We start from the raw sequence: 20,290 nt of genomic DNA, 5'->3' as shown, positions 1-20,290 counted from the left end.
TTATACCAACAGGTCTTGGACGGCGCCGCGGACCCGGACCAAAGCTGAAGCCATGACAACACTTCGCACTCTTGGCGAACTTCAGGTGCCGGCGATCGGATTCGGCGCGATGGTGCTCTCCCCCGGCATGTACGGCGAGATCGACGACGACCGCGGGGTCGCGGCGCTGCAGGCGGCGATCGACCACGGCGGGACGTTCATCGACACCAGTGACGCGTACGGCGGCGCCGGCCACAACGAGCGGTTGGTCGGGCGGGCGATCCGCGGCCGGCGTTCGGAGATCACGCTGGCGACCAAGTTCGGTCTCACGCTGGCTGATGGCGCGCAGGCCCATCCGCTCAAGGTCGGCTTCGCGTTCGAGGAACTGCTGGTGAACGCGGAGCCGAAGTACATCCGGACGTACGCCGAGGACAGCCTGCGCAACCTCGGGACCGACGTGATCGACCTGTACTACCTGCACTTCCCCGACCCACAGGTGCCGATCGAGGACTCTGTCGGTGCGATGGCCGAGCTTGTTGCTGACGGCAAGGTTCGGCAGCTCGGGGTGTCGAACGTGACACCGGACGAGCTGCGGCGGGCGTACGCCGTACATCCGATCGCTGCTGTGCAGACCGAGTGGTCGATGTGGCGGCCGGTGGATCCGGAGCTTCTTGAGGTCGCGCGGGAGCTGGGCGTGGGCGTCGTACCTTGGAGTCCGCTGGGGGCTGGGTTCTTGACCGGGACCGTGCAGAAGCTCAGCGCTGATGACTTCCGGAACAACGCGCCGCGGTTCGGTGCCGACAGTCTGCAGGCGAACAATCAGTCGTACGCCGCACTGCAAGCGCTGGCCGTGGATCTTGGCATCACGCGGAGTCAGTTGGCGTTGGCGTGGTTGCTTCACCAGGATCCGGCAGTCGTGCCGATTCCGGGCAGCCGTACGCCGGCGCACATCGTGGAGAACCTGGCCGCGGCCGAGATCACCTTGCATCCGGACACGCTGGCTCGCGTCGACGCCGTACTCGCGCGGATCGAGCCCGTCGGCGCGACCCTGCTCCAGGACGCCCGGCGAGGCCGCTCGTCGTCGGATTGTCGGCAATCCTCTTGTTGACCGCGTGCGGAGGCGGGGCATCGTCAGCCGACGATCCGATTGCCGACAATCCGACAGTCGCCCAGCCGACAATCCCCCAGCCGACAATCCCCCAGTCGACAACCTCAGCCCCAACTCCCGCAGGCCCAACCGCCTCGGGGACAGCCGGGAGGCCGGCAGTGATGCCGGCGGCTCAGGCGTACGTGGATGCGGTTGGGCGGGGTGATCTCGACGGGCTGGTGAATGCGTTCCACCCGGATGGGCGGATCGTCGACGTGTCGCGGACGATCGCCGGGCACGACGCGATTCGTATCTGGGCGCGCAACGAGGTCATCGGCGGCACGCTACGCGTGGTCGAGGTGGTCGAGCAGCGGGCCGACGGGCAGAAGTTGCTGGTGCACTGGGCACCCGAGGGTTCCGAGGGCTGGCGAGCGCACTACGACTTCACGGTGACGGACGGCCGGATCACGGTCGCTAACCTCCAGTACGCGTGACGCCGACCAAGCCGCGACGACTAAGAGGCTCAGCACCGCGAACCTGCAGCACGCGTGAGCACTGACCAAACCGCGACTGATTCAAGCCGCAGCATCGCGATCTACAGGACGCATGAGCGGCCTCAAAGCTGCGACGGCTTACAGCCTCAGGGTCGCCGACCTGCAGCACGCGTGAGCACTGACCAAACCGCGACTGATTCAAGCCGCAGCATCGCGACCTGCAGTACGAGAGCTCCCACTAAGCGGGGACGGCTTGGAGCCCCGCGTCGTGAACCTGCGTTGCGGGTGACTGCCTGCCAGGAGTCGTGCTACGCGTGGACGGCGGTAGTGGGGAGCATGCCGATAAGTGCGTCGGCGGCTAGGGAGGCGGCGGGGCTGGTAGGGACGGCTACTGAGACCTGCCAGTCGGCGGCGCTTCCGGGGACCAGCGGGACGGTGGCGTGGTCGCCGCGCTTGGCGGAGATGCGTTCGGGTACGAGGGCCACGCCGAGGTTGTGAGCGACCAGGGCCAGAAGGGTGTGTACGTCGTTCACCTCGATTGTGACGGGGTGGGCGACGCCGGCGGCGGCGAAGGCGCGATCGGAGATGGAACGGGCGCCCCAGGTCGGGTCGAAGTCGACGAAGGACTCGCCCGCGAGGTCGGTCAGGGAGACCGCGGTCGCCGTGGCGAGCCGGTGGTCGGGGGCGCAGACGAGGACCATCGACTCCTTGGACAGCGGGCGGAGGTCGAGGCCGTCGACCGGGTCTCCGGCGGTAGCGACGAAGGCGAGGTCGAGGCGGCCGGAGGCGAGTTCGTCGAGCATCGGGGTCGAGCCGCCCTGGCGTACCTCGATCTCCACGCCGGGGTAGGCGGAGCGGAACTTGGCGAGCAGCGCGGGTACGTCGACCACGCCCAGGCACTGCTCCAGCCCGACCGTGAGGTGACCGCGGAGCAGCCCCTGCACTGCAGCGACCGCGTCCTTGGCCGCTTCGGCAGCGGCGAGGGCACGGCGGCCCTCGCAGAGCAGGGCGCGACCGGCCTCGGTGAGCTCGACGCTGCGGGTGTTGCGTACGAAGAGCGAGGCGCGCAGCTCACGTTCGAGGGCGCGGATCGAGGCGGACAGGCCGGACTGCGAGATCGACATCGCCTCGGCGGCCCGGGTGAAGTGCTTCTGCTCGGCCACCGCGACGAAGTGCTCCAGATGCCTCAGCTCCATGACTAAGAACTGTAGTCGATCGAAAAACCTCCATTCTCCCCTCCCGCCTCTCGCACCCGGGCGCCCCGAGCGCGCTGCCGCACCCGACCAGCCGGGAGACGCAGGACGACCGGATAGGCGATATGCACCGCGACTCCCCACTCCGGATGGGTGGGGTGGCGACCGGGCGTGAACCGAGCGTGGACCGGGCGTGGCGACCGGGTTGGCGGCGACCGGGTTGGCGGCGACCGCGCGGGACGACCGGGCGCCGGGACGGCGGGGCGGGACGACCGGGCAGGACGGCGGGGTGGTGTGGTCGGTAGGGTGAGTGGCATGGCGGATGAGGAGTTTCGGGTTGAGGTCGAGCTCGGGAGCGATGAGCACGGGCTGTCGTTCTGGGAGCGGTTGCGGGCGCTGGATCTGGACGACGACGCGCGCAAGCGGCTCGGCCGCCAGGTGACCGTCACCCGGGACGGGAACCGGATGCTGCTCTACACGCACACCCTTGAGGACGCACAGGAGGCCGAGCGCACGGTCAAGGACCTCGTCGCCGAGGACAAACTCTCCGCCGAGTACACGATCACCCGGTGGAACGCGGCCGAGCAGGAGTGGGCCGACCCGGAGGTGCCGGTCGGCGAGCACGACGCCGCCAGCGACGCGGCGAAGAACGCCGGCATGGAGGTGCCGGACCCCCGGTACGTCGTCATGCAGGCCTACAAGCCCCAGTTCCTCCGCGACCTGGGCCTGTAGTCCGCCGTACCGCACCCCGCAGCCTCGGGCCGTGGTCCGGCATACCGCACCCCGCGACCTGCGGCTCTGGTCCACCGCACCGCACCCCCGCAACATGCGGCAGTAGCCCCGCGGACCCGCACTCCGCGGCCTGGAGCCATGGTCCGTTGTTCCGCACTCCCTGATCTGGGGCAGCAGTCCGCCGTGGCGCACTCCGCGACCTCCGGCAGTCGTCCGGCGCACCGCACCCCGCGGCCTGGGGCTGTGGTCCGCCGTAGCGCATTGGGTGATCTGGGGTTGTTGGACGGCGTAGCCGCTCTGCGGGGTTTAGGAGCGGTGGGCAACTAGATTGGTGGGGGCTGGCTGAGGTGCCTGGCGGGTGGGAAGGGGCGGGATGGGTACTGGTACAGGGGTGTTGCTTTTGGTGGGTGGTCGGCAACGGTTCGGTGACGGGGTGGGTAACGGCACGGCTGGGGAACCCCTTGGAGCACTAGTCTCGGCGTTTCGTTGCAGGCTCGAGCAGCGCGGTTCTGCGACTCTGACAATGCTGAGGGAGAGGGGAAATCGTGTCTCGTCGACGTGGTCTCGTTGCCGGTTCGGTCGTACTGTCGTTCGTTCTCGTCGGCTGTTCCGACGTGGCTGCGAGCGAGTCCAGTCCTTCGGACACCCCGTCGTCCTCCTCCAGCAGTACGCCGTCCAGCACGCCGAGCGCCACGCCGTCAGCCACTCCGTCGGCCACCCCGACCGCCAAGCCGACGACGGCTACGCCGAAGCCCAAGGTGAAGCAGAAGCCGCAGTACTACGCGCTGCGGGTGGAGCGGCAACTCGACAAGCTCGGGTACCCGGTGGGTGACGTCGACGGTGACATCACCGTCCGGGCGAAGCAGGCGCTGTGCGCGTGGCGCGAGACGCACGGGATGCCGGTGAGCCGCAAGGGCCTCACCTTGGCCGACGCGTACTCGGTGCTCAACGCCGCCCGGAGGCCGGTGCCGACGCGCGAGCCCGGGATCTACGTGAACAAGACGTGCCAGGTCGCGTACCAGATCGTTGGCAAGGCCTACAAGCGGATCGTCTGGGTCTCGACTGGTGCCCTGGGCTACGAAACCCCGAACCGCACCGGCAAGGTCTGGCGCAAGTGGGCCGGCGCGCACGAGAGCAGCCTCTACCCGGAGGCCTACATGTACGACTCGCTCTACTTCCTCCGCGACCGCCCCGGCATCGCCCTTCACGGCTCCCGCGTCAACTCCCTCGTCAGGCCCTACCCCGCCAGCCACAGCTGCGTCCGCGTAACCCGCCTGGAGATCACCCAGATCTTCAAAGAAACCCCCATCGGCACCAAGGTCCAGGTCTACGGGGACTACTGACAAGCCAACAAAGCAGGGGTAGTAGGGACGAGCACCAAGGTCCAGGTGTACGGCGACTACTAGGACAATCGACGGGGCACTGAACCAGCCGAGCGGGGGAAAGCATGCGACAGGTAGCGCTCGCTGTTGCCTGCCTAATTGCTCTGACCGGGTGCGACGGGGACCCACCGCCTCAGAGCGCGCCACCGGCAACTGTTGTGCCGCTGTCCGAAGCACAAGCCCTGAAAGCAGCGCTCACGGTGCGGGACATGCCGAAGGGCTGGGACGGTGGCACGGCAGTAGATCCACGCCCTGGTGATTCGGTACACGCTGGTGACTACGACCCACCGGCTTGCCTGGCCACGCGTCACGCAGTCACCGACCTGGGTAAACCGTCAACGGCCGTCAGGGGTCAGTTCTTCACCGATCCCAGAGGCAAGACCCTCTCCGAGGACGTCTGGTCCTGGCCGAAGGATCAACTGCCGCTGGTGAAGACAGTGACAGACGCCCTGGCTCAGTGCGACAGCTTCAAGATAACCCCGAAGTACCAGACGGATTCGGCAAGCGTCACGGCGAGGCAACTGCCGATGCCTGGCCTGGCCGACGGCGTCGCCATTCGGTTCGACCTGACCTTCGAGAACCAGACTCTCGCGCAGTACCGGGCGTACGTCGTCAGAGACAGCACCGTACTGCACCTCGACGCCGGCGGGATGTCCGACGCCGAGTTCCTCCGCTTCACGGCCAAGGCGGTCGCCAAGCTCGACGCCGTGGTCCGCTAGTCCTGGTGTTTGCCGGCTCGGCCTACGTGGAAGGTGGGCGTGGCCTCGTGGGGGGACTTGGGGAGGGTGGTGAGGAGGTCGGGGAGGTTGAAGGTTTCGAAGAGGGTCAGGTCGAAGAAGGCTATGGCGTGGATGATGCCGGTGGCGGTGAGGGTGAGGACCTGGAGCTGGAAGGCGCGGTGGACGTTGTCGGTGGGGTCGCGCATGTAGACGGCGAAGGCGGGTTGGCCGTTGGCTTTCAGGGGGACGAGGAGCTGGTCGCCGGGGCCTTTGGCGGGGCAGTGGGTGGAGATGAGCCGGCCGATGTTGCGGGCGCCGCGGAACCAGGAGGTGAACGGCGGCATCTCCCAGACCGTGTCGTCGGTGAAGAAGCCGGTGATGGCCGGTACGTCGTACTGCTCGAAGGCCTCGCGGTAGGCCGCCAGCAGGACGGGATCGGGCGGCGGGTGCGGTTGCGGGCTGAGGTGGACCCGGGAGACGGGGCCGAGGAGGTCGGTGATGCGGTTCGGGGACCAGCCTTCGAGCTCGTGCAGCAGTTGGGCGGCGCGTTCCCGGGCGGGCAGCCGCTGGAGGGCGGCGACGTACTCGATGCCGATCGGGCGGCCGTCGGTCAGGTCGTCCGGGATGGGTTCGAGCCACAGCACCTCGGGGAGTTGGTGCAGCTCGCCCTCGGGGTCGTCGCTGGCGGCGACCAGGTCGGTCGGCAACGGGCGCTCGCCGGCCTGGGACAGACACGCGATCGTGGCACCCGCCAGGTCGGAAGACCGCGCGGCGACCGCTTGGGCTTCGGTGATGGAGCCGAGCATGCGGTAGCAGTGCGAGATCAACCCGCGCTGTAGCTGGTCAGCGTGGGGTGTCGTCACCTCGTCGTAGCTGTCCATCGGACCCCGTCGGCCAGTCTCGCCGCTCGGCCTGCTGACTGTCCAGGTACGACGCCAGCGCAAGCGCAACCAGATCCTGATGATGCGGTACGGCGACCTGCGCCCCGATCGGAAGCCCCGACGCCGACCACCCGACGTTCACCGTGGTCGCCGGGTGCGCGGACATGTTGTACGGCACCGTGAACCCGATGTGCTCGAACGGCTTCGACGGATCGCCGGTCGGATACGCCAGTTCCGCCGCGAAGGCCGTGATCGGCGCGACCGGCGACAGGATCACGTCGTACGACCGGAACACCGTGGTCACGGCCGCCGCCATCGCCCCCATCTGGCTGTACCCGTGGAACACGTCGAACCCGGACAGGTCGCCCGCCGTCGACACCCAGGACCGGGTCTCCGGCAGCACCTTGGCCCGCCGGTCCTCGGGCAGCGCGGCGATGTCCGCCGCCGACCGCACCCGCCAGAAGCTGTCCAGCCCGTCGAGCATCTCGCGCGTGATGATCGGGTCGATCAGGTCGACGACGGCCCCGCCCTTCTCCAGTACGGCGGCCGCCGCCGAGACAGCCGCGGTCACGTCGGGGTCGACCGGCAGACCGACGCCGGCGTCGAGGAGCAACGCCACCCGCAGTCCGTCGACGGTGGCCTCGTAGCTGTCCGACGGGATCGGCAGTGAGGTGTGGTCACGTGGGTCGTAGCCGGTCATCACCGACAAGGCCAGCGCCGCGTCGGACGCAGTACGGGTGAGTGGTCCGATCGCGCGGCCGGGGTACGGGTTGCCGACTGCGATCCGGCCGTGGGTCGGTTTCAGCCCGACCAGACCACACCAGCCGGCTGGGAGCCGGACCGAGCCGCCGATGTCGGTGCCGATGTGCAGCGGACCGTATCCGGCTGCCGCAGCCGCAGCAGCCCCCGCACTCGAACCCCCGGCCGTCTTCGACAGGTCCCACGGATTACGCGTCAGGTGATGGAAGGTCGAGACACCGGACGACAGCATCCCGTACTCCGGCATGGTCGTCTTGCTGAAGATCACCGCACCGGCGTCGCGCAACCGGGCCGCGGCAGGCGCGTCCTCGGCGGCAGGCACCAACTCGGTCGCCGCCGTGCCCTGCGGCACCGGGATCCCTCGCGTCGCGATGTTCTCCTTCACCGTCGTCGGCACGCCGTCCAGCGCACCGACCGGATCGCCAGAAAGCCACCGCCGCTCCGACGCAAGAGCCGCCTCGCGGGCGCCGGCCGGATCGAGCGCGTAGAGCGCACAGATCTGTGGCTCGAGCTGCTCGACTCGCCCGAGCACATCCTCGATCACCTCGACGGGTGACAGCGAACGGTCGCGGTACTTCGACAGCAGCTCGGTCGCACTCAGGTCGGCAAGACTCATGCAAGCTCCTAGTTCGGTGGGTCGAAGCGGCCGTCGACCGCGGTCCAGCCGCCGTCGACCGCGAGCACGCTGCCGGTGACGAAACTGGCGGCGTCGGAGGCGAGGTAGACGACGGCGCCGGCGAGCTCGTCCGGGCGGGCCCAGCGGCCGAGCGCGCCCTTCTGCGCGTAGGCGTCGTACCAGGCCGGGTTCGCCTTGATCTGGGCCGTGAGCGGGGTCTCGACGACGCCGGGGGCGACCGCGTTCACGCGGACGCCGTTCGGGCCGAGCTCGGCGGCCGCGGTCCGCAGCATCTGGACCAGCCCGGCCTTGGTGGCCGCGTACACCGACTGGCCGGGCTCCACCGTCGTACCGCGAATCGAGCTGAACCCGATGATGCTGCCGCTCCCCCGCTCGGCCATCTGCTTGCCGAAGGCACGGATCAGCTGGAACGACGCCCGCAGGTTGAGCGACACCACCCGGTCGAACTCCTCGCCGGTGTAGTCGAGGATCCGTTTCCGCACGTTGGTCGCCGCGGTGAACACCAGTACGTCGACCGGCTCGAGCTCACCCGCCGCACGGATGATCGCCGGATCGTCCAGCACGTCCAGCGCGTACGGCGTCAACCCGTCACCAAGCCCCGCCGTCTCCTTGGCTCCCGCGAAGTCCCGATCCGCACAGGTCACGCGGGCGCCGTGCGCGGCCAGCGCCAACGCGCTCTCGCGACCGATGCCGCTGCCGGCGCCGATCACCAGCGCATGCTTGCCGTCGAGCCGGAACAGGTTCGTGTAGTCCATGTCAGGGCCTCGGGCGGATGATCGCCATCCGGGTCGTGGTCAGTTCCTCGATCGCGAACCGCGGTCCTTCCCGGCCGATGCCGGAGTCCTTGACACCGCCGTACGGCATCACGTCGGACCGGAAGCCGGGCACCTCGTTGACCACCACCCCGCCGACGTCGAGCCGGTCGATCGCGGTGAACGCGGTGTCCAGCGAGGACGTGAACACACTCGCGTGCAGTCCATACCGAGACGCGTTCACCGTGGCGAACGCGGTCTCCAGATCCGGCACCGACCGTACGGCGATCACCGGCCCGAAGATCTCCTCGTCCCACGCCAACTGACCATCCGGTACGTCGGTGAGCACAGTCGGACCCAGGTCCGCCGAGGCCGCGGCGGCATAGGCGACCTTGGCACCAGCAGCGACCGACTCGTCGACCCACGTACGAACCCGTGCCGTCGACTTCGGATCGATCAACGCCGACACCCGCGTCGCCGGGTCGCGCGGATCGCCGACCACGACCGACGGCAGTCGCTCGTCCAGCTTCTCCAGCAGCGCGGAGCGCACGCTCTCGACGGCCACCACCCGCTGCACCGAGATGCAGGCCTGCCCGGACGCGTAGTACCCGCCCCGGATGATCGCGTCCGCGGCCGCGTCGAGGTCGGCGTCCTCGGCAACGATCAGCGCCGAGTTCGACCCGAGCTCGAGCAGCACCTTCGTCGGCGCCGCGTCCCGGGCGATCCGGTGCCCGACGGCCGCGGATCCGGTGAACGACACCGCTCCGACCCGGCGATCCGTCGTCAGCGCAACACCGACATCGGCTCCCCCGGTCACCAGCTGTACGGCGGCCTCCGGCCCACCGGCCTCCAGCAGCGCCGACCGCATCAGGTGCACCAGCCACAGCGTCGCGAGCGGAGTCTGCGGCGCCGGCTTCACGATCACCGGGCACCCGGCCGCCAGCGCAGGCGCGATCTTGTGCGACGCCAGCAGCAACGGATAGTTGAACCCGGTGATGCCGATGACCACCCCGATCGGCTTCCGGACCCAGAACCCGACCAGACCGTCCCCGCTCGGCAACAGGTCCAACGGCACGGTCTCGCCGTGCAGCCGCGCGACCTCCTCGGCCGAGGTCTCCAGCGTCAACAGCGTGCGATCGACCTCGACCCGGCAGTCGACAAGCGGCTTCCCGGTCTCCAGCACCAGCAGGTCGACGAACGCGTCACGCTCGGCCGAGATGGCCGCATGCACGCTCTGCAAGGCGTTCCGCCGTACGTACGACGGAAGCCGGCCGACCTCCTCGCGTACGGCGAGGGCGTGGTCGAGCGCCTGCCGCGCCAGGTCCACGTCTCCGACGGGGGCATCCGTCACCGTCGAGCCGTCGTACGGGAAGATCACCGGCTCGGCGGCAGGCGCCTCGACCCAGGTCTGTCCGATCGGCAGGCCGGCTGGATACTTCATCCGGATGCTCCCTTCGCTGCGAGGAGGTCGGTGGTGGTGGCTCCGGCCAGCGCCCGGTGCAGAGTCGGGATCGCCGAGACGAGGCGCTGGGTGTAGGGATGCTGAGGCGCGGCGTAGACGTCGCCGGTGAAGCCGGTCTCGACGATCTGGCCGGCGTTCATCACGGCGACCCGGTCGCAGACGTGCTTGACCACGGACAGGTCGTGGGAGACGAACACCAGGGTCAGGTTCAGCTCGTCGACGAGGTCGGAGATCAGGTTGAGCACCTGCGCGCGGACCGAGACGTCGAGCGCGCTGACCGGCTCGTCCGCGATCAGGATCCGCGGGCGCGGGGCGAGCGCGCGGGCGATCGAGATGCGCTGGCGCTGGCCGCCGGAGAACTGGTGCGGGTACCGGTCGCCGGCGTCGGCCGACAGCCCGACCGCCTCGAGCAGCTCGCGGACCCGCTGCCCGGAGGCCGGATGCCCTTGCACGACAAGGGGTTCGGCGATGATGTCGCGGACCCGCATCCGCGGGTCGAGCGAGCTCATCGGGTCCTGGAAGACGAGTTGCAGGTTCTCACGGAGGAATCGCAGCCGGCGCTCCGGCAGTCGGGTGATGTCAGTGCCCTCGACGACGACGTGGCCGGAGGTGGCCTGGTCGAGGGCCGCGATGATCCGTAGCAGCGTCGACTTGCCGCAGCCGGACTCGCCGACGATGCCGAAGCGCTCGCCCGGCTTGACCTCGAGGTTCACTCCGCGCAGTGCGTGGACGACGGGGGCCGCGTGCAGCAGCGACGTCCGGGGACGCGTGTAGTTGCGCACGACGTCAATCAGCTGGATGGCCGGCTCGACCTCAGACATGCGCGACCTCCGCAGGGTGGTGGCAGGCGAATCCGGTCGACTCGGTGCCGCTCCAGTCCGGAGTGGTCGCGCAGACGTCGGTCGCATGGCGGCAGCGGGTCCGGAACACGCAGCCGGACGGGAACTGGCCGGCCGACGGCACGTTGCCCGGGATCGTGGTCAGCCGCCGATCCGTCGTCTCCAGGTCCGAGGCAGCGAGCAGTCCTTCGGTGTACCGGTGCCGCGGCCGGGTGAACACCTCACCGACCGGGCCGGACTCGACGACGCGGCCGCCGTACATCACCAGGACGCGTTCGCAGACGGTCGCGACGACGGCGAGGTCGTGGGTGATGAACAGGAGAGCCGCCTCACGGGCGACCACGCCCTTGACGATCAGGTCCAGGACGAGCGCCTGCACGGTGACGTCCAGCGCGGTCGTCGGCTCGTCGCAGATCAGCAAGGCGGGATCGTTGGCGAGGGCAAGTGCCAGCACGACTCGCTGCCGTTGGCCGCCGGACAGCTGGTGCGGGTACGCGCGCAGCGTGTCGGTCGGCAGCTGGACACGGTCGAGCAGCTCGGCCGCGGCTTCCCGGGCTGTCCCCCGGCCCGAACGCGTCCGGTGGATGAGCATCCCTTCCGCGATCTGGTCGCCGATCCGCATCGTCGGGTTGAGCGCGGTCATCGGCTCCTGGAAGACCATCGCCAGCTGCCGGCCCCGGACCCGCGACATCCGCCGTTCGTCCGCGCCGATCAGGTCGTGGTCGACTCCGGTCACCCGGACCGACCCGGCGGCGGTCACGTCCTCGGGCAGCAGCCCGAGCACGCTCAACGCGGTCAGCGACTTCCCCGACCCGGACTCGCCGATCAGCCCGACCCGCTCCCCCGGCCCGACGGTCAGGTCAACATCCGAGACCAGCGTCTTGTCCCGCACGGTGACAGTGAGCCCGCGAACACTGAGTACGTCGTTCATCGCCGGTCCTCCAGCTTCGGGTCGAACCGGTCCCGCAGCCCGTCGCCGAGCAGGTTGAAGCCCAGCACGGCGATCGCGATCGCCACGCCCGGGAAGATCGCCAGCCGCGGTGCGGTGAACAGGAACTCCTGGCTCTCCTGCAGCATCCGGCCCCACGACGGCGTCGGCGGCGGCGTCCCGTAGCCGAGGAACGACAGGGCCGCCTCGGCCAGCACCGCGATCGCGAACGACACCGATGCCTGCACAGTGATCAGGCTGGACACGTTCGGCAGCACGTGCCGGGTGGCGATCGGGAACGGCTGCCGTCCGGCCGCGCGGGCCGCCAGCACGTACTCGGTCCGCATCACCTGCAACGCCCCGCTCCGGATCACCCGGGCGAAACTCGGCACCGACGCGATGCCGATCGCGATCATCGCCGTCAGCGTGCTGGACCCGAACACCGCGCCGAACATGATCGCCAGCAGCAGCGCCGGGAACGCGAGCAGCAGGTCGTTGGTGCGCATGATGACCTCGCTCGACCACCGCTTCGACATCGCCGCCAGGATCCCCAGCGGCACACCGATCACCGCCGCCACCCCGACCGCGACCACCCCGACGAACAGAGTGGTCCGCGAGCCGACCATGATCTGGCTGAACACGTCCCGGCCGAACTTGTCGGTCCCGAACCAGTGCTCCCACGACGGCTCGGCCAGCCGGACCGCGGGGTCGACGAGGGTGGCGTCGTACGGCGTCCAGACGAACGACACCAGCGCCATCAGCACGATCAGGCCGACGATCGCGCCGCCGGCGATCAGGCTCGGGTTCAGCCGCCTCATCGCGATCCCACCCGCAGTCTCGGGTCCAGGGCGACGTACAGCAGATCGACCAGGAAGTTCACCACGAGTACGGCGATCACGAGCACCATCACGACGTCCTGCACCACGAGCAGATCGCGGTTCGACACCCCGTCCAGCAGCAGGCTGCCGAGCCCGGGGATGACGAAGACCCGCTCCACCACGACGGCTCCGATCAGCAGCGTCGCGAGCTGAAGACCGAGCACGGTCACCACCGGGACCGCCGCGTTGCGGAGCCCGTGCCGCCACAACGCCGGGAACGGTCGCAGCCCCTTGGCACGGGCGGTCCGCAGATAGTCCTCACGCAGTACGTCGAGCACCGCGCTCCGCACGTACCGAGTCAGCACGGCGCCTTGCACCAGGCCGAGCGACAACGCCGGCAGGATGAGTTGCTGCAGGAACATGCCCGGATCCTGCGCCGGTGGTGTCCAGCCGTTCGCGGGCAGCCAGCCGAGCTTCACGGCGAACACCATGATCAGCATGATTCCGGCCAGGAACGCCGGTACGGCGACGCCCACCTGCGACAGCGCGGACAGCGCCAGCCCGGAGACGTTGCGGTGCCGCGCGGCCATGATCGTGCCGGCGGGCACCGCGACGAGCAGCGCGATGAGCATCCCGGCCAGCACCAGCCACAGCGTCACCTGGAACCGGTCGATGATCTGCGGCCCGATCTCGGCCTTCGACACGTACGACGTCCCGAAGTCCCCGCGGAACAGCCCGCCGATCCAGTCGAAGTACTGGGTCGGCAGCGGCCGGTCCAGGCCGAACTGGCGGCGCAGCTCCGTGACCGCCTCGTCGGTCGCGTTCACACCGAGTGCGACCCGCGCCGGATCCCCGGGCAGCACGGCCATGAACGCGAACACCAGGACCGAGCTGATCGCGAGACTGACCACGAGCACCGCGGTCCGTTCGATCAGGCGCAGGATCATCGGCCGGTCCTCAGCGGGCGAGCTTGGTCAGGTCGAAGTTCTCGGTGATGGCGTTCTGCGGCAGGCCCTTCACGTTCTTGTCCGCGACCATCAGGTTCGGCAGCAGGAAGAGCCAGTCGGCCGCGGCCTGCTCGGAGATCCGCCGGGCCGCCTTCTTCATGTTGTCGACCTGCGCCGCCTCGTCCCCGGCGTCGGCCGCGGCCAGGTACTGCTGCAGCGTCGGGTCGTCGTACCGGGTGTAGTACTTGGCGTTGAAGACAGAGCCCAGGTCCCGCGGCTCGACATGCGCGATGATCGACATGTCGTAGTCGGCGTTCTTCAGCACCGTGGTCAGCCACGCCGCCGGGAACTCCTGCTGGTCGATCGCGACCTTCAGCCCGGCCTGCTCCAGCTGGCTCTTCACCACCTGGCCGCAGGAGATCGCGTACGGAAGCGTGGGCAGCCGCAGCCGCAGCGTCTTACCCGCCGCGCCGGATGCCTGCAGCAGGGACTTCGCCTTGGCCTGGTCGTACGGCGCGACGTTCGTCAGGTCCTCGTACCACGGGTCGGTCGGCGGGACCATGCTGCCGATCAGCTTCCCGCGACCGGCCCAGCAGGTGTCGAGCAAGGCCTTGTGGTCGATCGCCATCCGGATCGCCTGCCGGGTCCGGACGTCCTTGAAGATCGGCTCGGAGTTGTTGAACGACAGCAGCACCTCGCCGTTCGTCGTCCCCTCGATCACCTGGTACTTGTCGTTGCTGGTGAACTGGCTGAGCGCCTCCGGCGCCTGCACGGTGCCGATCACGTTGATCGTCCCGGTCAGCAGCGCGTTGTTCAGCGCCGTCGCGTCCTTGAAGTACTTCAGCGTGATCTGGTTGAAGAACGGCTTCGTGCCCCAGTAGTCGTCGTTGCGCAGCAGCACGATCGAGTCGCCGCGGTTCCACTTGGAGAACTTGAACGCCCCGGTGCCGATCGGCGCGGTCGCCAGCGCGCTCACCCCGGTCTCGGAGAACATCGCGCCGATCCGGGTCGTCATCCGGAACAGCCAGCCGTTGCTCGGCTTCGACAGCGTCACCTGCAACTGCGTCGGCGACAGCGCCTTGGCCTCCTGTACGACGTCCATCGCCGCCGCCAGCGAGGTCGTCCAGGCGGTCTTCACCCGGTTGATGCTGAACACCGCGTCGGCCGCGGTGAACGGCTTGCCGTTGGTGAACTTGGCGTTGTCGACCAGGTCGAACGTGTAGGTCTTGCGGTCCGGCGAGAGCGTCCAGGACTTCGCGAGCTCCGGCACGATCTTGCCGGAGTCGTCCTGCTTGACCAGGCGCTCGTACACGTTGCCGAGCAGCGCCTGCGGGATCGCGGCGCCGTCGGTGGTGGTGAAGTCGAGGCTGGCCGGCTCCGCGACCAGGCCGATCGACAGCGACTGGTCGCCACCCGGCGAGCTGCCGGGCGTCGCGGTGGATCCGGCCGAACAGGCGGTCAGGACCAGGAGAGCTGCGGAGGCGACCAGCGCCACCGCCCGTTTCCGATACGACGACTTCACGCGAACTCCTCCAGGGCTGCCGGCTGTGTGCTCGCCGCATTCTGGCGATCTGTGCGGAGTCCGCTGAACGGGGCCACGCCACTCCGGCGAGTTCGCCGTACAGCTGTGACTGGTCCGACCAGTGGACTAGGTGTCAGTGGTCCACTAGGTTTGTCGCTACGCAGGGGTCTGTCAAGCGATTGGGGTGCTCCGGAATGACCAAGAGTCCGCGATTCGAGCCGGTGCAGCCTGTCCGCGCGTACCAGCGGATCGTCGAGCAGGTCGAGGAGGCGCTGATCCGCGGTGACCTCGCTCCCGGCCAGCGGCTGCCGAGCGAGCGTGAGCTGGTCGCGCAGTTCGAGGTCAGCCGGTCGACGGTGCGCGAGGCGCTGCGGGTGCTGGAGAGCAACGGCGTCGTCCGGTCCCGCCCGGGCGACCCGAACGGGCCGGAGATCCTGCCGTTCTCGCAGGCCGCGCTGCGCAAGCAACTGGTCCGGCTGGCCCGCGTCGACGAGCTGACCCTGAGCGAGCTGATCGGCTTCCGGATGATCATGGACGGCGCCGCGATCCAGGTCGCGTCCCGGCTCCGCACCCCCGAGCAGCTGACCGAGATGGAGGAGACGCTGGTGGCCATGCGGGCCGCGATCGACGTCGACTTCGCCGCCTTCGGCGAGGCCGACCTGGCCTTCCACGACGTGATCGCGCAGATCAGCCGCAACTCACTGATCCAGACCTGCAACGAGGTCGTCCGCGGTGTCGTGCTCAGCCTGATCTCGGACAAGATCGCGCACGCCGGCAACAGCCGCGCCCTGATGCTCGAGTCGCTCCAGCACCACGCCGAGGTGGTGGACGCGATCCGCGCCGGCAACGGTCACGCGGCGGCCCGGATCGCCCGGCAGAACATGTACGACTACTACGCGAGCTACGTCCCCGACGAGGACCGCGAAACCCTTCGCGCACTGATCGACGACTAGGCAGTAGCGTGTCATGCTGGCGTGATCGGTTCACTGCTGTGGGGGGCACCGGGTGACCAAGCCAGCGATTCTCACCGTCGACGACGACCCGATGGTCTCGGCGGCCATCTCCCGTGATCTGCGCCGGCGGTACGGCGACGACTACCTGGTCGTGAAGGCGACCTCGGGCGCGCAAGCCCTGGCAGCGTTGACGAAACTCGCGTTGCGTAACCAGCCGATCGCAATGATCGCGACCGACCAGCGGATGCCCGGCATGACCGGCATCGAACTGCTCGAACGCGCCCGCGAACAAGCACCCACCGCGAAGTACTTGTTGCTCACCGCATACGCCGACACCGACGTGGCCATCAAGGCGATCAACGACATCGGTCTGGACTACTACCTGCTCAAGCCGTGGGATCCGCCGGAGGACCAGCTGTTCCCGATCGTCGACGACCTGCTGGGCGACTGGCAGCAGGCCAACCCCGAGCACACCTCCGACGTACGGGTGGTCGGCAACCGGTGGTCCGACCGGGCCCACGAGATCAAGACGTTCCTGGCCCGCAACCACGTGCCGTACCGCTGGTACGACGTGGAGCGCGACGCCGAGGGGAAGCGGCTCCGCGACCTGGCCGATGCCTCCGACAACGACCTGCCACTGGTCCTGGTCCCCGACGGCGACACCCTCCGCGCGCCGTCCACGATCGACCTCGCCTCCGCCCTCGGCCTGCGAACCCGCGCCGAGCAGCCGCTGTACGACGTCTGCATCGTCGGCGGTGGACCCGCCGGACTGGCCGCTGCCGTCTACGCGGCCTCGGAAGGCCTGAGCACGGTCATCGTCGAGCGCGAGGCCCCCGGCGGACAGGCCGGACTGAGCGCCGCGATCGAGAACTACCTCGGTTTCCCGCGCGGGCTGACGGGCTCCGACCTCGCCGCCCGGGCCGTCGCACAGGCCTCCCGGTTCGGTGCCGAGATGGTGCTCGCACGCAGTGTCGTCGGACTCGAGTCCCGCGGTCCGGTGCACGCCGTACTGCTCGAGGAGTCCGGCGAGATCGAGGCCCGTTCGGTGATCGTCGCGACCGGCGTCTCGTACCGCAGCCTGGACGTCGACGGCCTCAGCGCCTTCACCGGCCGCGGCGTGTACTACGGCGCGACGGCCAGCGAGGCGACTCAGTGCCAGGGCGACGAGGTGTACATCGTCGGCGCCGCGAACTCAGCCGGTCAGGCAGCGCTGAACCTCGCCCGCTACGCCAAGCGAGTCGTGCTCCTGGTCCGCGGCGAAACGCTGACCACCTCGATGTCGCGCTACCTGGTCGACAAGATCTCCGCCGCCCCGAACATCGAGATCCGCTGCCGGACCGAGGTGATCGGCTGCGGCGGCGACGGTCACCTGGAGTCGCTGGTTCTCGTCGAGCGCTCCGCGGGACGGGTCGAGGAGGTGCAGTCGAGCTGGTTGTTCGTGTTCGCCGGGGCGTCGCCGCGCACCGACTGGCTGGGTGACTCGCTGGTCCGGGACGGCAAGGGATTCGTCGTCACCGGCCCGGAGCTGGTCGCGATGGACCGCTGGCAGCTGCCGCGCCCGCCGTACGCGCTGGAGACGAGCCGGCCGGGAGTCTTCGCGGCCGGCGACGTCCGGCTCGACTCGATGAAACGCGTCGCGTCCGCCGTCGGCGAGGGCGCGATGTCGGTCTACCTCGTCCACCGCTACCTTGCGACCGTCTGATGGACACCGGGGACTTGCGCGGGATCCCGCTCTTCGCCGGCGTGACCGACGAGCAGCTGGGCGAGCTCATCGCGGGCAGCACCGAGGTCCCGGTCGAGCCCGGCGTGACCTTGTTCCACGAGGGCGAGCCGGCCGACTTCTGGTGGGTGCTCGTGGAGGGTGCGATCGCGCTGCACCGCCAGATCGGGCGCGAGGACACCGTGATGGGCAAGATCGACGTACCGGGTCGGTGGGCCGGTGGGTTCCGGGCCTGGGATGAGCACGGCGTCTACCTCGCGAGCGGTCGCGGAATCGCCGAAGGACGGGTGCTCCGGGTGCCGGCCGCCGTACTGCGGGACCGGATCGACGACTGGTTCCCGCTCGCCGGGCACCTGATCAAGGGCGTGTACGGGACCGCGCGCGCGATCGAGTCGACCGCGCGGCAGCGGGACGCGCTGATCACGCTGGGTACGCTGGCGGCCGGGTTGGCGCACGAGATCAACAACCCCGCCGCGGCGGCTTCGCGATCCGTCAGTGCCCTCGACACCGCTGCCGCCTCGTTGTTGTCCGCCCTCCAAGGCCTCGCGGAAGGCGAGATCACGGCTACTCAGTTCAGCGAGCTCGACGAGCTGCGGCTCGCGCTGACCTCCTCTGGTACGGCGGTGCCGGATCCCGTCGACCTGGCCGACGCCGAGAACACGATCTCGGAATGGCTCGATCGGCAGGAAATCGAGAAGGACTGGCTGATCGCGCCGCCGCTGGCCGCGGCCGGCGCCTCGGTCGCGTGGTGTGAGCGTGCGGCCGAGGTGCTCGGCGAGGCCTTGCAGCCTGGGCTCGAGTGGGTGGCGAGCACGCTCGCCGTGTCGACGTTGCTCGGCGAGGTGAAGGAGTCGACCCGGCGGATCACCGAGCTCGTCGCGGCCGTCCGCTCGTACTCGCAGATGGACCGCAGTTCACTGCAGACGATCGACGTCACCGAAGGCATCGAGAGCACACTCGTCATGCTCGGCCACAAGCTCCGCGACGGGATCGAGGTGATCCGCGCGTACGGCGCCGACGTCCCCCGGATCGAGGCGTACGCCGGTGAGCTCAACCAGGTGTGGACGAACCTGATCGACAACGCGGTCGACGCGATGGAGGGCACCGGCACGCTGCGGATCAGCACGCGCACCGACGGCGACCGGATCGTCGTCGAGTTCACCGACACCGGACCCGGCATGCCGCCGCAGGTGATCGCGCGTGCCTTCGAGCCCTTCTACACGACCAAGGAGGTCGGCAAGGGCACCGGACTAGGCCTCGACATCGCCCAACGCATCGTCGCCGAACACCACGGCGGCACGATCACCATCACGTCCCACCCAGGCGAGACGACCTTGTCGGTCCGGCTGCCGCATCAGCCGGCCCGATGATCCGCTCGTCCGCCGCAGCTGGCGGGTTGTTTGACCGATGGCGTGCTACAGCGCGCTAGTGGTGACATAACCAAGTACCGACGACCGGCGCGAGCGGTTGATGGCCCTGCTGAGGCGGGTCTGGAGTGCGGTGGGGCGGGCAAGGTCGGAGTAGGTGACGCGGACGACCTCGTAGCCGAGGTCGCGGAGGCGGTCCTCGCGGACCTTCTCGGCGATGAGGGCGGCCGGAGAACCATCGCCGTACTTCACGGCGCCATCGAACTCGACCACCACGCCCCAGTCGTCCAGGAGGAAGTCGACTCGGGCCACCAAGTGGCCACCGGGGTCACGGATCTCGGCCTGCGGGACAGGGGCCGAGAACCCGAGGTTCGCCAGCAGCACCCGAAGCCTCGACTCCCCGACCGACTCCGCCCGGCCATCGCCGAACTCCACGGCCCGCGTGGCCGTCCGGATGCCGGCCCGGCCGGCGAACAGGTCGAGAGCCTCGGTCAACTGCTCCGTCGTCACCACTCGCAGTCGCAGCGCCAGATCCACCACGGACACTCCGACCGGATAGGCCGCCGCCCGAACCGCCTCAACAACCGCCCGCGCGGGTGTCGTTGTCCGTACGTCCCCGGCTTCGACCCACTCGCGGACCGGTGGGCTTGCCGCGTGCTGGCACACTGTCTCACCGGACCGACCGCATCCCCTCAGCCTGGTCAACTGCACCCGCGCCAAGTCGAGTTCCGACACCGCGATGCCGTGCAACAGCAGTGCCGACTGATGGCTCACGACGGCGCGTCCGCGCAGCCGACGGTAGACAGCCTTGGCCGTACGAACGTGCCGCCAGACCTCCCGGTCCCATGGCGCCAGCGACTTGACCTCGGGGCTCGGCTCGGCGTAGGCACCCCGGGTCAGGCGAACCCACTGCCCGGCAGCCACCCGGCTCCGAATCTCGGCATCGGAGTACCCCGCCGCTAGTACGTCGTCCCGGTCGAACCATCCGCCGCGCGCAGCGGCAATCACTGCAAGCTTCCCGTTCACACCCGACAACATGCCGCACCCACGGACACCTGGCGCACGCGAGTTCAATTCTGTGGATGACGCAGCGACAGGTTGTTCGACCGCTGGCGGGTT

Annotated in this window: 19 protein-coding genes; 8 read left to right on the top strand and 11 right to left on the bottom strand. The window is 69.2% G+C overall.

The window, feature by feature from the left end; translation table 11 throughout:
- The first annotated feature begins 52 nt into the window (after nt 1-52).
- Both AB0H36_RS24025 and AB0H36_RS24020 read left to right on the top strand, forming a co-directional pair.
- The gene (locus AB0H36_RS24025; RefSeq protein ID WP_360527391.1) at nt 53-1,087 is read left to right on the top strand and encodes an aldo/keto reductase; all 1,035 of its coding nucleotides are present in this window, start codon (nt 53-55) and stop codon (nt 1,085-1,087) included.
- 161 nt (nt 1,088-1,248) lie between these two features.
- A complete protein-coding gene (locus tag AB0H36_RS24020; RefSeq protein WP_360527388.1) occupies nt 1,249-1,560 on the top strand; it encodes a nuclear transport factor 2 family protein in 312 nt (103 codons plus the stop codon).
- Nucleotides 1,561-1,868: 308 nt separating this feature from the next.
- Here AB0H36_RS24020 and AB0H36_RS24015 read toward each other — a convergent pair whose 3' ends face one another.
- Entirely contained in the window at nt 1,869-2,756 is an 888-nt protein-coding gene (locus tag AB0H36_RS24015; RefSeq protein WP_360527385.1) for a LysR family transcriptional regulator, read from the bottom strand.
- 312 nt (nt 2,757-3,068) lie between these two features.
- On the opposite strand from AB0H36_RS24015, the gene AB0H36_RS24010 reads away from it, so the two are divergent.
- The 3 genes from AB0H36_RS24010 (at nt 3,069) to AB0H36_RS24000 (ending at nt 5,586) form a co-directional block, all read left to right on the top strand.
- Nucleotides 3,069-3,485 (top strand): hypothetical protein, encoded by a 417-nt coding sequence (locus tag AB0H36_RS24010; RefSeq protein WP_360527382.1) that lies wholly within the window; start codon nt 3,069-3,071, stop codon nt 3,483-3,485.
- A gap of 545 nt (nt 3,486-4,030) precedes the next feature.
- Entirely contained in the window at nt 4,031-4,828 is a 798-nt protein-coding gene (locus AB0H36_RS24005) for a L,D-transpeptidase (protein WP_360527379.1), read from the top strand.
- A gap of 467 nt (nt 4,829-5,295) precedes the next feature.
- Nucleotides 5,296-5,586, top strand: a complete 291-nt coding sequence (locus tag AB0H36_RS24000) for a hypothetical protein (protein WP_360527376.1) — start codon at nt 5,296-5,298, stop codon at nt 5,584-5,586.
- Here AB0H36_RS24000 and AB0H36_RS23995 read toward each other — a convergent pair.
- From AB0H36_RS23995 to AB0H36_RS23955, 9 genes are read right to left on the bottom strand one after another with little or no spacing between them, the layout of a single operon-like run.
- Nucleotides 5,583-6,467, bottom strand: a complete 885-nt coding sequence (locus AB0H36_RS23995; RefSeq protein ID WP_360527373.1) for a hypothetical protein — start codon at nt 6,465-6,467, stop codon at nt 5,583-5,585. The two genes, AB0H36_RS24000 and AB0H36_RS23995, sit on opposite strands and share 4 nt — an antisense overlap.
- A complete protein-coding gene (locus tag AB0H36_RS23990; protein ID WP_360527370.1) occupies nt 6,430-7,842 on the bottom strand; it encodes an amidase in 1,413 nt (470 codons plus the stop codon). The genes AB0H36_RS23995 and AB0H36_RS23990 overlap by 38 nt, the downstream gene beginning before the upstream one ends.
- A gap of 8 nt (nt 7,843-7,850) precedes the next feature.
- On the bottom strand, nt 7,851-8,618 hold the full coding sequence (locus AB0H36_RS23985) for an SDR family oxidoreductase (RefSeq protein WP_360527367.1): 768 nt from the start codon (nt 8,616-8,618) through the stop codon (nt 7,851-7,853).
- A 1-nt stretch (nt 8,619) separates the two neighbouring features.
- A complete protein-coding gene (locus AB0H36_RS23980) occupies nt 8,620-10,056 on the bottom strand; it encodes an aldehyde dehydrogenase family protein (protein ID WP_360527364.1) in 1,437 nt (478 codons plus the stop codon).
- Nucleotides 10,053-10,898: an ATP-binding cassette domain-containing protein gene (locus tag AB0H36_RS23975; protein WP_360527361.1), complete on the bottom strand. Its 846-nt coding sequence runs from the start codon at nt 10,896-10,898 to the stop codon at nt 10,053-10,055. The genes AB0H36_RS23980 and AB0H36_RS23975 overlap by 4 nt, the downstream gene beginning before the upstream one ends.
- Nucleotides 10,891-11,847 (bottom strand): ABC transporter ATP-binding protein, encoded by a 957-nt coding sequence (locus AB0H36_RS23970; RefSeq protein WP_360527358.1) that lies wholly within the window; start codon nt 11,845-11,847, stop codon nt 10,891-10,893. Before AB0H36_RS23970 ends, AB0H36_RS23975 begins: the two co-directional genes overlap by 8 nt.
- Nucleotides 11,844-12,662 (bottom strand): ABC transporter permease, encoded by an 819-nt coding sequence (locus tag AB0H36_RS23965; RefSeq protein ID WP_360527355.1) that lies wholly within the window; start codon nt 12,660-12,662, stop codon nt 11,844-11,846. The genes AB0H36_RS23970 and AB0H36_RS23965 overlap by 4 nt, the downstream gene beginning before the upstream one ends.
- A complete protein-coding gene (locus tag AB0H36_RS23960; RefSeq protein WP_360527352.1) occupies nt 12,659-13,609 on the bottom strand; it encodes an ABC transporter permease in 951 nt (316 codons plus the stop codon). Before AB0H36_RS23960 ends, AB0H36_RS23965 begins: the two co-directional genes overlap by 4 nt.
- 10 nt (nt 13,610-13,619) lie before the next feature.
- Entirely contained in the window at nt 13,620-15,131 is a 1,512-nt protein-coding gene (locus tag AB0H36_RS23955) for an ABC transporter substrate-binding protein (protein ID WP_360527349.1), read from the bottom strand.
- Nucleotides 15,132-15,325: 194 nt separating this feature from the next.
- Between AB0H36_RS23955 and AB0H36_RS23950 the strand changes: the two genes are divergently transcribed.
- From AB0H36_RS23950 to AB0H36_RS23940, 3 genes are read left to right on the top strand one after another with little or no spacing between them, the layout of a single operon-like run.
- Nucleotides 15,326-16,084 carry a FadR/GntR family transcriptional regulator gene (locus tag AB0H36_RS23950; RefSeq protein WP_360527346.1) on the top strand — a complete coding sequence of 253 codons (759 nt, stop codon included), beginning with the start codon at nt 15,326-15,328 and terminating at the stop codon, nt 16,082-16,084.
- A gap of 52 nt (nt 16,085-16,136) precedes the next feature.
- Nucleotides 16,137-17,786, top strand: coding sequence for an FAD-dependent oxidoreductase (locus tag AB0H36_RS23945; protein ID WP_360527343.1), 1,650 nt, complete (start codon nt 16,137-16,139; stop codon nt 17,784-17,786).
- The gene (locus tag AB0H36_RS23940) at nt 17,786-19,174 is read left to right on the top strand and encodes an ATP-binding protein (protein ID WP_360527340.1); all 1,389 of its coding nucleotides are present in this window, start codon (nt 17,786-17,788) and stop codon (nt 19,172-19,174) included. Before AB0H36_RS23945 ends, AB0H36_RS23940 begins: the two co-directional genes overlap by 1 nt.
- A 45-nt stretch (nt 19,175-19,219) precedes the next feature.
- Here the strand turns inward: AB0H36_RS23940 and AB0H36_RS23935 are convergent, their stop codons facing one another.
- Nucleotides 19,220-20,197: a type IV toxin-antitoxin system AbiEi family antitoxin domain-containing protein gene (locus AB0H36_RS23935; protein WP_360527337.1), complete on the bottom strand. Its 978-nt coding sequence runs from the start codon at nt 20,195-20,197 to the stop codon at nt 19,220-19,222.
- Nucleotides 20,198-20,290 lie beyond the last annotated feature (93 nt).

Origin of the sequence: Kribbella sp. NPDC050820 (assembly GCF_040653975.1) — a bacterium.
Taxonomy (GTDB): domain Bacteria; phylum Actinomycetota; class Actinomycetes; order Propionibacteriales; family Kribbellaceae; genus Kribbella.
The sequence above is the reverse complement of the archived record's forward strand: the minus strand, read 5'-3'. Positions and strand labels throughout refer to the sequence as shown.

Coding starts and splice junctions, on each gene's coding strand:
- AB0H36_RS24025 (WP_360527391.1), top strand. CDS start 53: ATGACAACACTTCGCACTCTTGGCGAACTTCAGGTGCCGGCGATCGGA.
- AB0H36_RS24020 (WP_360527388.1), top strand. CDS start 1,249: ATGCCGGCGGCTCAGGCGTACGTGGATGCGGTTGGGCGGGGTGATCTC.
- AB0H36_RS24015 (WP_360527385.1), bottom strand. CDS start 2,756: ATGGAGCTGAGGCATCTGGAGCACTTCGTCGCGGTGGCCGAGCAGAAG.
- AB0H36_RS24010 (WP_360527382.1), top strand. CDS start 3,069: ATGGCGGATGAGGAGTTTCGGGTTGAGGTCGAGCTCGGGAGCGATGAG.
- AB0H36_RS23995 (WP_360527373.1), bottom strand. CDS start 6,467: ATGGACAGCTACGACGAGGTGACGACACCCCACGCTGACCAGCTACAG.
- AB0H36_RS23990 (WP_360527370.1), bottom strand. CDS start 7,842: ATGAGTCTTGCCGACCTGAGTGCGACCGAGCTGCTGTCGAAGTACCGC.
- AB0H36_RS23985 (WP_360527367.1), bottom strand. CDS start 8,618: ATGGACTACACGAACCTGTTCCGGCTCGACGGCAAGCATGCGCTGGTG.
- AB0H36_RS23980 (WP_360527364.1), bottom strand. CDS start 10,056: ATGAAGTATCCAGCCGGCCTGCCGATCGGACAGACCTGGGTCGAGGCG.
- AB0H36_RS23975 (WP_360527361.1), bottom strand. CDS start 10,898: ATGTCTGAGGTCGAGCCGGCCATCCAGCTGATTGACGTCGTGCGCAAC.
- AB0H36_RS23970 (WP_360527358.1), bottom strand. CDS start 11,847: ATGAACGACGTACTCAGTGTTCGCGGGCTCACTGTCACCGTGCGGGAC.
- AB0H36_RS23965 (WP_360527355.1), bottom strand. CDS start 12,662: ATGAGGCGGCTGAACCCGAGCCTGATCGCCGGCGGCGCGATCGTCGGC.
- AB0H36_RS23960 (WP_360527352.1), bottom strand. CDS start 13,609: ATGATCCTGCGCCTGATCGAACGGACCGCGGTGCTCGTGGTCAGTCTC.
- AB0H36_RS23950 (WP_360527346.1), top strand. CDS start 15,326: ATGACCAAGAGTCCGCGATTCGAGCCGGTGCAGCCTGTCCGCGCGTAC.
- AB0H36_RS23940 (WP_360527340.1), top strand. CDS start 17,786: ATGGACACCGGGGACTTGCGCGGGATCCCGCTCTTCGCCGGCGTGACC.